The sequence below is a fragment of the Bacillus cereus group sp. BfR-BA-01309 genome, from assembly GCF_022664315.1.
Classification (GTDB): domain Bacteria; phylum Bacillota; class Bacilli; order Bacillales; family Bacillaceae_G; genus Bacillus_A; species Bacillus_A mobilis.
Window position 1 is genome coordinate 16,327 of record NZ_JAKUHE010000004.1, and the last position, 13,357, is coordinate 29,683.

Here is a 13,357-nt window from a genome sequence, read left to right on the forward strand (position 1 = left end):
TCTCCCTTTTGAAAATTTTTTAATTATTTAATACTGTTCCCATCAAATACAAAACGAATATCATATGAAGCATCATAATTAATAATTGGGATATTAATTTTCACCTTGCCATTTAGTTTTTTTGACAAATCAGCAACTTCAAATTCTACTACTCTAGTATTCTCTTTTGTATTTTCACTTAACACAGTAGCTTCTACGAATTGACCATTTTTTTCTACTTGTAAACTTTTAATAGAAGTACTATCTTTCACCTTGAATGAAACATATTGTTTTCCATCTTTAACTGTTACTGTTGCCGGACTTTCAAAATAACTATTCATTCTAGATGATTCATCTTTATCGCCTTTCCATACAGTAAAAGCAATATTATATTTTCCATCAGCCAATTTTGTAGCAGCCTTTGTATCTTGTAAACCTAGTGTTGCTATAAACGTAAATAAAACAGCAAATACGGCAATAATCATTTTAAATTGTTTAAACATATATTCATCACCCTTCAAAAGATTTATTTACTTAACTTCACTTTACGAATTAAGAAAACACCTGAAATAAGAATTAACGCTGCAAATAATCCGATGCGTGATTCATCGCCAGTTTTTGGGTTATCTGTTTTCTCAGCTTTTCCACTTTCATTTGTTCCTTTGCTCGCCTCTTTATTTGCTTCTTTACTCTCTTCTTTCTTCACTTCTTCTTTTACTTGTGTATCTGTTTTTGTTTGATCATTCTGCTTTGTTACAGTAGTTTCTTTATTTTCTCCACCTACCGCTTTTACATTTGCATCAAACGCAAAGCGGATTGTGTAGTTATGGTCATAATTTACGTTTGGTACAACAACGTGAATTTTTGCAGCTGCCGGTTTAGATAAATCATCTATTTTAAACTCTACAGTTCTTTTATCAGCAGATTCATCTTTACTAACAACTTTTGCATCAACAAAGTTCCCGTTCTCAGGTGCTTTAAATTCTGTAATCCAAGCACTATGATTCATCGGAATTTGTACTCTCATTTCGCCATTTTTCACAACTAGCTTAGCTGGTTTCTCAAAATAATCATTTGCCATTGAAGCTGAATCATTTTCCGCTTTTTGAATGACATAGTTAATATCATACGTACCGTCAGCTAGTTGTGCTGAAACTTTCCCATATGGCATGACAAGAAAAGCTAGCATACATACGAACGTTATAATAAAAGCGGGTAATACAGAAATCTTTCTCATTTGGCTTACTTCCTCCTTGTTTATCCATCATCCATACTTTTTGAAAATGATAATTATTCTCATTTTATAAGAAAAAAATAATAATCCTCTATCATTATTTACTTGTAATTTATTTATGTAATATAGATATTATTGATTATCATTCTCACTACATGTTAAAAATAATATCCCTCCCTATTCCTTATAAAGAGCGATTCATATTTTAACATAAGTCCCTATCTCTTTTGTTGATTATCATTCTCAATGAAACTCAAAAAAATAAAACTAACCATTCTCCTACTCTATCACCTCTATTTACAAAAATGATATCGTTATAGAAAACCTTATACCTTTCACTCCTCACTTTCCTTCCAATATTTCCACAACTAAGTCAATCTTAGCCTACTCATAATTTTTTTGTCAACTATATTACGTATAAAATTTTAAATATCTGAATTTCTCTATATGCGTCTTTTTTTACAAAAAAAGAGGCTTTCTATGAAAGAAAGCCTCTTTTCGCTATTTTTCTACAGCAACTTCTTGCTTTTGAAACAAAGAAATGACATATCCAATGACAATACCTACTAGAGCAGGAACTAACCAACCGATCCCTACACTATATAATGGAATTTTATTTAAGACAGGTGCTAATGCCTCAATTTGAAGATTTGCATTGTGCAATCCATCAAAGAAGCTGATCATGAATGCTCCTACAATACCACCTACATACATTACTAAAGGAAGACGAATATAGTTTTCAACAAGTGATAATACGATTAGCACGATACCAATTGGGTAAATTGCAATTAAAATCGGTAATGCTAATGCATTTAACTGAGTTAATCCAAGATTCGCTACCATAAATGCTAATACACAGAAAATGAAAACGACTTTTTGATAAGAAAGCTTTGGTAATAAGGAAGAAAAATATTCCCCACAAGCTGCAACAATACCTACAGAAGTTGTTAAACATGCTGCTGTAATTGCAATTCCTAATAATAAAGTTCCGTAACTACCAAATAAATGATTTACAACGTTTGTTAAAATAATTCCTCCGTTTGCTCCCATTCCAAGAGACACACTAGAAGCTCCCAGATAAGCAAGTGCTAAGTAAACAAGTAGTAAACCAAGCGCTGCAATAAATCCTGCAAAGATTGTTACTTTTGCAATGCTGTTCTTATTTGTAACGCCTTTTGCTTTTAAAGCATTAATAACAACATTTCCGAAAACAAGTGCTGCAAGTCCATCTAAAGTTAAATATCCATCAATAAAACCTTTAAAGAGCGGAGCACTATACGCTTCTGTCGGTGCACCAAATTCTCCAATTGGAGTAATAAGCGCTTTACCTACGATAATTGCAATAACAGCTAATAAAATCGGAGTTAATACTTTACCGATGCGGCCCACTAATTTCGATGGGTTTAAAGCTAAGTAGAAAGTTACGGCAAAGAAAATGAATGTAAAGATAACAAGTGGATACGATTGACCAGCTATCTCACTTGGTAAAAACGGTGCAACACTCATTTCATAAGCAACAGTTCCTGTACGTGGCACACTTACGAATACGCCTAAACATAAATAAATTGCAGTGATGAAAACTAATGCGAATATAGGGTGCACACGTCCTGCTAACTCATTAATATCTCCCTTTAGAGCGATAACGATAACTCCTAATAAAGGCAACCCAACACCTGTTACGATGAAACCAAACAACGCAATCCATACATCTGTTCCAGCACCTTGTCCTAACGCTGGCGGAAAAATCATATTACCTGCACCGAAAAATAGTGCAAATAACATTAAACTTATTGCAAACATCTCAGAAAACTTTAAAGATGATTTCATTTCTACTAACCTCCTAAATGATTTATTAACAAAATATTCTGAATTAAAATCCGTCATATGTCCTCTTTCAAGCATACTTCCCCGTAAAAGAACGCAAAAAACACCCGTCCCTAACAAAGGGACGAGTGTTGAAATCGTGGTTCCACCCTTATTCTAATAAAATGAATTTATAACAAAATAAGCTCATTTTATAGCTCGTGTAAATTGATAACGGTTTTATCCGCCAAGAATTACAATGCATCATGCAGTTCACTCTTGAAGTTTAGAGGTGGTAAATTTGCCTTTCCGTATTAGGAAGCTCACAGCCTAGGCTTCCCTCTCTGAGAATCGTAAAAAACAACTCATGTCCTCATCATTACTTTTATAAAATATCTTGTCGAAACTTGTTGTTTTTTATTATATGGGCTATTTTTTAAAAAATCAATAGTTTTATTTTTTCTGACAAAAAAAATATAGGGAGAAAATTTTTCCTCCCTATAACTGCCCTATCAATATTTCTAATTCCTCAGCTGTAACGCTACGCCATTTTCCCACTTCTAGATCATCTAGCTCTATATTCATAATACGAACTCGCTTTAGCTTAGTTACAGTAAACCCGAAAGCACGACTCATCCTACGAATTTGTCTGTTCATTCCTTGTGTTAAAACGATGCGAAATGTAGATTGATCCACTCTCGTCACTTTACATGGCTTCGTCATTCCATCTTTAATCTTTACACCGCTGGACATCTCATTAATAAACCAATCTGTAAACGGCTTATCGACAGTAACAACATATTCTTTCTCGTGCTCATGATCACCATGTAAAATTCGATTCGCAATCCCGCCGTCATTCGTTAATAAAATAAGTCCTTCCGACGCTTTATCTAATCGTCCAACAGGAAAGATACGCTCTGGATAATTAATATAATCAATAATATTATCTTCAATATGATCGGCTGCTGTACAAGTAATGCCAACTGGTTTATGAAAGGCGATATACACCTTTTCCTTCTCTTCTTTGGCAATAACCTGTCCATCAATCGTTACAACATCACCATCACTCACGAGTGCACCGTGCTTACAAATTTCACCGTTAATAGCTACGCTTCCTGCTTTAATAAGGCGGTCTGTTTCGCGTCTTGAGCAAGATTTTGCTTCACTTATGTATTGGTTGATTTTCATGTTTTATTCCTTTTCATATATATTAAAAGCGTCAATCTATGGCAATATCATTATGCCACGATTGACGCTCGTTTATTTCGCAAAAACAACTAAATAAATAACCCCAATCACCAAAAATATTCCACAACAAGCTAACAATACTTTTGCAAGTTTGTCCATAAACATATAATGGTTTCCCCTTTGTTTCGTTGTTTGCTATTTTAATTCGACAACTGTTACGCCTAGGCCTCCCTCGCCCATGTCACCGTAACGGTAATTCTTCACACCGCGATGCTTCTTCAAGTAATCTTGTACACCTTGGCGAAGTGCTCCTGTTCCTTTACCGTGAATGATTGATACACGAGGATAGCTTGCAAGCTGTGCATCGTCTAAATATTTTTCAACGCGCATCATTGCATCTTCATAACGTTCACCGCGAAGATCAAGTTCCAATGAAACGTGGTAATCTCTACCCTTCACACTTGCGACTGCTTTTTTCTCTGTTTGTTTCGGTGTATTAATGTATTCCATATTGGATTCTTTCACTTTCATCTTCAGAATACCAATTTGTACGCTCCACTCTGTATCACTTACCTTTTCAAGTAATTGACCTTTTTGGCCGAACGTTAATACTTTTACTTCATCGCCTGCACGTAATTGTTGTTTTGGCGCTGTGTTTTTCACGTTTACTTTTTGTTTCTTAACAAGCTCTGGCGCCGCACCTTCTAGACGGCTCTTCGCTTCAATAAGCTCATGGTCTTTCACGTTTATAAGCTGTGCTTTACGCAATTGGCGAAGTTCTTGAATAATGCCTTCTGCTTCTTTCTTTGCAGCTTCGACTTTTTCTTCCCCTTCTTTTTGCGCTTTTAATAATTTTTCATCGCGCTCATCATTAAATTCAATAATTTGACGCTGTAATTCGCGATGCAGTTTTTCAGATTGCTTGCGAAGTGCTTCTGCTTCGTTCCAGTCACGCTCTGCGTTCTTTTGACTTTCTTCTAACTTCGCAATCATATTTTCAATTTTGTTTGTATCTGTACTAATGTGGTTACGAGCTTGATCAATCACGCGATCAGATAGTCCAAGGCGTTTTGAAATTTCGAAGGCATTACTACGTCCTGGTACACCGATTAATAATTTATACGTTGGGCTTAATGTGTTCACGTCGAACTCAACGCTCGCATTAATAACTTTCTCACGGTTATATCCGTATGCTTTTAATTCTGGGTAATGCGTCGTAGCAACAACGCGAGCACCACGATTACATACTTCATCTAAAATTGAAATTGCTAGTGCAGCCCCTTCTTGCGGGTCTGTTCCAGCACCTAATTCATCGAATAAAACTAAGCTTTCAAAATCAGCTTTTTCTAAAATATCGACAATGTTCACCATATGTGAGGAGAACGTACTTAAACTTTGTTCAATCGATTGCTCATCACCGATATCGGCAAAGATATTTTTAAATACACAAATCTCTGACTCATCCATTACTGGAATGTGAAGGCCAGATTGCGCCATTAATACACAAATACCAACTGTTTTCAGCGTAACCGTTTTACCACCTGTATTCGGTCCTGTAATAACAATTGTCGTGAAATCTTTACCTAACATAATGTTATTTGGCACGATAATTTCTGGATCAATAAGCGGATGACGTGCTTGTCTTAAATCCATATAACGCTCGTTATTTACGATTGGTTTCGTTGCTTTAATACGCTTCGCATAAAAAGCTTTCGCAAAGATAAAGTCAAGATTCGCAACTACTTCTACGTTAGATAAAACGATATCCGCTTCTACTGCCACTTCTTCTGTTAACATCAATAAGATGCGTTCGATTTCTTGTTTTTCTTTCACTCGTGCTTCCTGAAGCGCGTTATTTAACTCTACAATGACTTGTGGTTCAATAAATAATGTTTGCCCAGAAGCTGATTGATCGTGAACTATACCGCCATATACGCCGCGGTATTCTTGTTTTACCGGGATTACGTAACGTTCGTTACGAATCGTTACAATCGCGTCAGATAGCATCTTTTGCGCGTTTGAAGAACGCGTCATGTTTTCTAACTTTTCACGAATGCGGCTTTCCGCAGTACGAATTTGAGTACGAATACCACGCAGTTTATCACTTGCGCTATCGACTACTTCACCGCCGTCACCGATACAGTTTGTAATTTTCTTTTCTAAATCATATAAAGATACAATTTGAGCGACATGAGTTGCTAAAATTGGCAACTCGACACCATTATCAACCATATCTTCAATGAAACGTTTCATATTGCGACTACCATACATCGTATTGGCAATATCAAGTAGTTCATTTGGGCTTAACATACTTCCAATCTTTGCACGCTTCACATTTGAGCGAATATCCGTAATACCACCTAATGGTGCACTACCTTTTAAACGAATGACTTTCGCCGCTTCATCCGTTGTATCTTGCATTTCTACAATTTCTTCAAAATCAGTGCTTGGCACTAAATGCTTCACTTTGTCACGGCCAAGTGAAGAGGCTGTATGTTCAAGTAATTGTTCTTTTACTTTATTGTATTCTAATACACGCAACGTTCTTTCTAACATGTTGCAGGTCCCCCTTGTGTTACTTATTACGTTTAATATAGTCTAATAAACGTTCAATATCCCACGTGTTAATCACGTTATCTTTTTGAATCCAACCTTTACGTGCTGCTGCTACACCTGTTTCCATATCTTCTAACATTTCAAGTGTATGAGCATCCGTATTAATCGCTACTTTTACACCAGCATCTTGTGCTTGTTTTAATAATTTCGCGCTTAAATCTAGACGGTTTGGATTCGCATTTAATTCTAAAACTGTATTTGTTTCTTTTGCGAGCTCGATTAATAAATCTGTATCCACATCATAGCCTGCGCGTCGTCCAAGAAGACGTCCTGTCGGATGGGCAATCATTGTGACATGCTTATTCTCTAGCGCAGCACGAAGACGTTTCATAATCGTTTCACGGTCTTGTGAGAAGCTAGAATGAATCGCTCCAATGACATAATCTAATTCTGCTAATACTTCATCATCAAAATCAAGCGAGGCATCTGGTAAAATGTCCATTTCAATTCCGCGTAAAATTGTAATGTCTGGATACTTTTCGTTCATGCGTTCAATTTCTTTCGCTTGTTCACGAAGGCGCTCTTTCGTTAAACCGTTCGCTACTTTTAAGTATTGTGAGTGGTCGGTAATCGCCATAAACTTATATCCACGAGCACGACATGCCTGTACCATTTCCTCAATTGAAAAGGCACCGTCACTCCACGTTGTATGCATATGTAAATCACCTTGTATATCAGAGAACTGAATTAAGTTTGGATACTCTTTAATTAATTCAATTTCTTTTCCATCTTCACGCACTTCTGGCGGGATAAATGGAAGACCGAAATGAGCGAAGAATTCCTCTTCTGTTTCAAATGTCTTCACTTCGCCTGTTTCTAAGTTTTCTACACCGTACTCACTAATTTTCTCGCCTCTATCTTTTGCGATTTGGCGCATTTTTACGTTATGGTCTTTTGATCCTGTGAAATGGTGAAGAGTTGTAATAAATTCTTCTGGTTGTACTAAACGGAAATCGATTGAAATATCATATTCATATTGAAGACGAACAGAAACTTTCGTATCTCCACTTGCGATTACCTCAATCATATTATCAAATTGCAGTAAATGCTCACGTACTGCAGCTGGTTCTGTCGTTGCAATGATAAAGTCTAAATCTTTCACTGTTTCACGAACACGGCGCAAACTACCAGCGCGAGAGAAACGAATTACTTCAGCAATATTCGACAATTTCTCCTCTATTTCCCCGGCAATAGGCAATACCATTGCGATTGGTAAACGCTCTGGACGAGATCCTACTTGATCGATTGCTTCTAATATTTTCTCTTCTGTTTTCTTACCGAAACCTGCTAAAGCTTGTACTTTATTTTCCTCACAAACCGCTTTTAGCGATTCCATATCAACAACACCAAGTTCTTTATATAACTTAGCTACCTTTTTACCACCAAGGCCTGGCAATTTTAATAACGGTAATAAGCTACTTGGCACTTCTTTTTCAAGCTCTTGTAACACTTCAGATGTTCCCGATTCTATATATTCTTGAATAACTGCTGCTGTTCCTTTTCCAATGCCCGGAATTTTCGTGAAATCTTCAATCTCAGAAAGACTACGATCATCACTTTCTAATGCTGCTGCCGCTTTACGAAATGCAGATATTTTAAATGGGTTCGCGCCCTTTAGTTCCATAAACAGGCCGATTGTCTCTAATAATTTAATAACTTGTTTTTTATTTACTTTCATCATTACCCCGCCTTTCTTTCATAGAAAAAAACTCCTCTTTCCGAAAAAAGAGAAGTTATACTCTGCTACCTGTCTGCCATAGTTCCTTCACCTTTTCAGAAAGAATCGGTGTATCGTCTACAATTATTTTGCTAATTGATGATTTTTGTAATGGTGTTTGTATTTGTTCAATCGGAAGAATGTTTCCAACGATAATTAAAACAAACAAAATAATATATACTTCTAAAAATCCGAGGATTGCCCCCGCAAACGCATTGACTTGCTTTAAAACCGGTATTTCTGCAAACATATTTAACAAATTACCAAGTAATGAAAGTGCAATTTTTGTAATAATAAACAATATGATAAACGCAAGTGCTTGATAAAATACTGTTTCAATATTATTTGCATCAATCCATTCTGGAACAGATACGTTTTTATCAAATGGATACGGAATAAATTTCGCAAGTGCTGGCGCTAAATCTTTACAGTACCAGTATGCAACAAGGTATGCGATAATAAAGCTTGTTAACTTTACAAGTTGCAGAATAAACCCTCTGCGTAAGCCGAGGAAAAATCCCATAACAAGCAGTAAAATGATAATAATATCAATCATGTTATTCCATTCCTTTTTTTGTCATACTTTCTTTCAATTTCTCATGTTCTTCTTTTAATTTTATGTAATCGTGTATGACGTTTACCGCCGTCAATACCGCTAGTCTACTCGTGTCAAGCGAAGGATTCTTGGCATTGAGTTCGCGCATTTTATCATCCACAATCGCTGCTACCATGCGGATATGACTTGTACTTTCATCGCCAACAACTGAATATTGTTGACCATAGATTTCTACATTAATTCGACTTTTCTTTCCCTTTTGTTGTGACAACTCACCGGCCTCCAATCACGTACAGAATCCTAAAGTTTATCATACCATGAACCATCATATTATGGAAACAGAAAGAACAATCCGATATGATAAAAATAACAATATAAAAAAAGGAGCGACCATCTTGTCAAATTCTATCGTAATACAAACAAGTTCTACAGTAATTGAAGACATGAAACAACAATATAAACAAGCGCTTAGCCCGAAAATTCCACAAGGCGGGATCTTCATGGCAAAGGTGCCATCTTGCACGATTACAGCTTATAAATCTGGAAAAGTAATGTTCCAGGGCGGACGTGCTGAAGCAGAAGCTTCTCGTTGGCAATCTGTCTCTCAAACACCGAAAACAGCTGTAAAAAAATCTGTCGATTCACACCGTTATGCACCGCCCGCTTCCATCGGTACAATGTCTATCGTAGGGTCAGATGAAGTTGGTACTGGTGATTTCTTTGGACCGATGACAGTAGTTGCTGTATATGTGGACGCTAAGCAAATCCCACTGTTAAAAGAACTTGGTGTAAAAGACTCTAAAAACTTAAATGACGATCAAATTTCTGCCATTGCAAAACAACTTCTACACGTTGTTCCTTACAGCTCTCTTGTCCTTCATAACGAAAAATATAACGAGCTATTTGATAAAGGAAACAACCAAGGTAAGTTAAAAGCTTTACTACATAATAAAGCTATTACAAACTTATTAACAAAAATCGCACCTACAAAACCTGAAGGCGTCTTAATCGATCAATTCACACAACCTGATACATACTACAAATATTTAGCAAAACAAAAGCAGGTACAGCGTGAAAATGTTTACTTCGCGACGAAAGGTGAAAGTGTCCATTTAGCAGTAGCCGCTGCCTCTATTTTAGCTCGTTACTCATTCGTAAAACAGTTTGACGAACTAAGCAAAAAAGCTGGTATGCCACTTCCAAAGGGTGCCGGTAAACAAGTTGATATCGCCGCTGCTAAATTAATTCAAAAACTTGGTGAAGAAAGATTACCTGAGTTTGTGAAAATGCATTTCGCTAATAGGGAGAAGGCGCTTCGCTTATTGAAAAAATAACTACTTTTTAGTATCGACATGATTTGCATGAACTAAACAAGGCGAAAAGAATTGGATTCTTTTCGCCTTTTATGGATGATATATTATTTTCGGCAACCCCTTCTCCATACAGTCACGCCAATTTCTTTTAAAAAATGGAATAATCCAGAATAATCCGACTCCTAAAAAGAGCACTGCTGCGATAATTCCAATCGTTATACTCATAGGAGCAGTAGTTGCACCGGTAGATTCAGATGGATTAGAAATACTAATAACATCTTTTGTTACTATTAATATGTTCTGTATCATATGTACGATAATTGGTAGGACAAGACTTCTAGATTTTATATACAATAAACACATAACTACCCCAAACAAAACCGCGCTAAATGTTGCTTGCAAATGCAATATTCCAAATGTAATTGAGGAGATTATTACACTCGTTTTCATACTAAATTTCAAATGTAACTTACGTAACAAATACCCACGGAACAATATTTCTTCAGCAATAGGTGCAAGAAATGCTACCACAATACAACGAATCCATACTTGTAATACATCTGCTGTTTCTTTCGTTTTTGCAACACTTGAAGTAGCTAATTCCCCAGAACTAACACTCAATATTAGAACACCAAGCGCCATAAGGCAACCTAGTTGAAATACTAATAACATGATAACTGGCATAACAACCATTCTAGTAGATATTACAGATGGTTTTGCGAAAAACGTCCTCTGAAAATTTATACTATGCTTTCTGCAATATTTATAAAACAATAAAACTGGTATAACATACAAAACACTGAGCAAACCAATTTCTTGCTTTAACGCCATAGATGCTCCATGAAACAATGGCAATCTAATTAAGCACTCCATAAGGAAAAATCCAACTAATAAATATAGTAACATATAACGAAATTTCAATATAAACAATGCATTGTTTGTCAAAGTATTACCCCCTCTCCTCAATCATATAAACATCCTCAAACCACTTTTCACTTCATCATAACATATAAAATTTACAAAAAAACCCTATTTTTGTTATAATCTAAATATACAGAATTAAATTACAACAACGGAGAGGATTCCCATTGCTACTTCTACAAATGATTCTAAATATTTTACTAGGTGATCCACACGAAAGATAGTTTGAAATTAGAGAAAACATTCAGCTACTAAGTGAGCAACGAGAGTTCAACGATTTAATAAAGCGTTACGGCCGGTCTTTCTTATTGAACTTTCGGATTCGAAGATTTATCCCGCTTTAATGGGCAGTAAGACCCCCGCTTGTTAATACATAATCCAGCAAAACTCCAACACTTCTGTGAGGAACTTGAATGTATGATTAGAAGAAAAAGATTATTTACATAGGGAGGGAAATCATATGAACGCTTTAAAGGTTAAAAAGTTATTATATGTTTTCGTACATCTCGTTGGTCCGCTTTCTTACCTCACTATTTCTACCATTTGGGGAGCTTTTTTCACTACTAAATCCACATTCGAAAATATATCTGATAATCTTGGTGTGATGGCCATCTACTACGTGCTCATGAGCTTACTATGGTTTTTCTATTTAGATCGATTAGACAAAGATGTAGATAAGATTACAAAAGAGATTAATGATAATAAGGTGTAATACATATAAAAAAAGGAGAGCCGCCAAGACTCTCCTTTTTTGTGTTAACTTCTTTTCTGCTTCTTATTTGATGAAGATACTTTATGAGAACCTGTTTCATGTGCCGTCGTTCCTTGTCCTTCTACTTCTGGAGAACCAAGGCTTGATCTAGAATGGTCTGTTTTCACTTTTTTACTCATTGCACTCACCCCCAAGATTACTTTTTACTTAAGGGTAAAAAACTATTCAACATAGTAGTCTGAACAGACGCTCACTACTCTGTTACTCTCGTGTCTGTTTTTCACTAATGTCCCATAGACGTTTTGCAACACCCTTATCCAAGGCGGCTTCAGACGTTTTTCCTATTTGCTTATCAGCATAGTAACAGCCACTATGGTCAATAATTCCATTTGATTCTGCTAGCCATATCAAAGTTTCAGCACCTTCCTCGGGTGTACGAGAGAAAGGTTTCATTGCCGCCATAGTTAAGCGAGCAACCAGACCATTGTCCTGGTTAAAATTCGTATTCACTAGCCCCGGATCAAAGCTATAAGCACTAACACCCGTTCCCTCCAATCGCTGTGCCAATTCAGAGGTGAATAAAATGTTAGCTAGTTTTGTTTGCGCATAACGCATTGTAGGACCGCCCATGAACTTCTTAACACCGCGATACAGTTGTTCTGCATCTAGGTCACCGAAATCAATTCCCTTTTTAGCCATTTTGTGACCGTGAGATGCAGTGGTAATGACACGAGCAGGAGCACTTTCTTTTAAACGCTCCAACAACAAATCTGTGAGCAAAAATGGGCCTAAATGGTTTACCGCCCAGGTCATCTCCAAACCGTCCTCCGTAATTTGCCTTGTTTGAAATAAAGCTCCAGCATTATTCACTAATATATCAATTCTCGGACACCTTTCTAAAATGTCAGTGGCTACCCGGCGTATAGATTGCTGGGAAGCCATATCAGCGAAAAATATATCTACCACTGTATTCCCATTCGTTAGATGTTCAAGTTGAGTCATAACATCATTCGCTTTTGCTTCATTGCGTGCAATGATTCCTAGCTTAGCACCGCGTTCTGCAAATACCTTAGCTGCCGCTAATCCAATACCACTTGTTGCACCAGTGATTACTATATACTTGTCACGCAATGACCACTTTGTATGATTTGAAATTTCTCCCATTGCATCAAAACCCCTTCCCTATAAATGTCGCATTCGCTTTACTTATATATGAAATGGGAAGAAAACTATGAACAACATCTTTTCCAATTGTGAAATACTTAATAAAATTTGAGTTGTAGTTACACCCTTTCCCAATAAAAAAAGCGAGAGCAGT

General features: G+C 36.4%; 13 protein-coding genes, 1 pseudogene and 1 other annotated feature. Of the genes and pseudogenes, 3 read left to right on the top strand and 11 right to left on the bottom strand.

Annotated elements, in window-relative coordinates:
• Positions 1-23: 23 nt before the first annotated feature.
• The 8 genes from MR115_RS09135 to zapA form a co-directional block, all read right to left on the bottom strand.
• Positions 24-482 (bottom strand): NEAT domain-containing protein, encoded by a 459-nt coding sequence (locus MR115_RS09135; RefSeq protein ID WP_061677075.1) that lies wholly within the window; start codon positions 480-482, stop codon positions 24-26.
• A 23-nt stretch (positions 483-505) separates the two neighbouring features.
• On the bottom strand, positions 506-1,216 hold the full coding sequence (isdC, locus tag MR115_RS09140; RefSeq protein ID WP_097818331.1) for a heme uptake protein IsdC: 711 nt from the start codon (positions 1,214-1,216) through the stop codon (positions 506-508).
• Between the two features lie 498 nt (positions 1,217-1,714).
• Positions 1,715-3,040 (bottom strand): branched-chain amino acid transport system II carrier protein BrnQ6, encoded by a 1,326-nt coding sequence (gene brnQ6 / locus MR115_RS09145; protein ID WP_097865034.1) that lies wholly within the window; start codon positions 3,038-3,040, stop codon positions 1,715-1,717.
• A 114-nt stretch (positions 3,041-3,154) separates the two neighbouring features.
• Positions 3,155-3,405: a binding site (T-box leader), on the bottom strand.
• Positions 3,406-3,514: 109 nt separating this feature from the next.
• Positions 3,515-4,204, bottom strand: coding sequence for a 23S rRNA pseudouridine(2604) synthase RluF (locus MR115_RS09150; RefSeq protein WP_097818333.1), 690 nt, complete (start codon positions 4,202-4,204; stop codon positions 3,515-3,517).
• 195 nt (positions 4,205-4,399) lie between these two features.
• A complete protein-coding gene (locus MR115_RS09155) occupies positions 4,400-6,760 on the bottom strand; it encodes an endonuclease MutS2 (RefSeq protein WP_098586003.1) in 2,361 nt (786 codons plus the stop codon).
• Positions 6,761-6,779: 19 nt separating this feature from the next.
• Positions 6,780-8,498: a DNA polymerase/3'-5' exonuclease PolX gene (gene polX, locus MR115_RS09160; RefSeq protein WP_097818335.1), complete on the bottom strand. Its 1,719-nt coding sequence runs from the start codon at positions 8,496-8,498 to the stop codon at positions 6,780-6,782.
• Positions 8,499-8,553: 55 nt separating this feature from the next.
• Entirely contained in the window at positions 8,554-9,093 is a 540-nt protein-coding gene (locus MR115_RS09165; RefSeq protein ID WP_000565411.1) for a CvpA family protein, read from the bottom strand.
• A 1-nt stretch (position 9,094) separates the two neighbouring features.
• Complete coding sequence (zapA, locus tag MR115_RS09170; RefSeq protein ID WP_000082701.1) at positions 9,095-9,364, bottom strand: cell division protein ZapA; 270 nt, start codon at positions 9,362-9,364, stop codon at positions 9,095-9,097.
• 124 nt (positions 9,365-9,488) lie between these two features.
• Here zapA and rnhC point away from each other — a divergent pair, with 124 nt between their 5' ends.
• A complete protein-coding gene (rnhC, locus tag MR115_RS09175) occupies positions 9,489-10,427 on the top strand; it encodes a ribonuclease HIII (RefSeq protein ID WP_242240982.1) in 939 nt (312 codons plus the stop codon).
• Positions 10,428-10,496: 69 nt separating this feature from the next.
• Here the strand turns inward: rnhC and MR115_RS09180 are convergent, their stop codons facing one another.
• Positions 10,497-11,351 (bottom strand): CPBP family intramembrane glutamic endopeptidase, encoded by an 855-nt coding sequence (locus MR115_RS09180; protein WP_242240984.1) that lies wholly within the window; start codon positions 11,349-11,351, stop codon positions 10,497-10,499.
• 206 nt (positions 11,352-11,557) lie between these two features.
• On the opposite strand from MR115_RS09180, the pseudogene MR115_RS09185 reads away from it, so the two are divergent.
• Positions 11,558-11,774 (top strand): annotated as a pseudogene (locus MR115_RS09185) (hypothetical protein).
• A gap of 13 nt (positions 11,775-11,787) precedes the next feature.
• Positions 11,788-12,039, top strand: coding sequence for a hypothetical protein (locus tag MR115_RS09190; RefSeq protein WP_061677067.1), 252 nt, complete (start codon positions 11,788-11,790; stop codon positions 12,037-12,039).
• Positions 12,040-12,083: 44 nt separating this feature from the next.
• On the opposite strand, the gene MR115_RS09195 is transcribed toward MR115_RS09190, so the two are convergent.
• A complete protein-coding gene (locus MR115_RS09195; RefSeq protein ID WP_061677066.1) occupies positions 12,084-12,218 on the bottom strand; it encodes a YuzL family protein in 135 nt (44 codons plus the stop codon).
• Positions 12,219-12,300: 82 nt separating this feature from the next.
• Entirely contained in the window at positions 12,301-13,203 is a 903-nt protein-coding gene (locus MR115_RS09200) for an SDR family oxidoreductase (RefSeq protein ID WP_097818337.1), read from the bottom strand.
• Positions 13,204-13,357 lie beyond the last annotated feature (154 nt).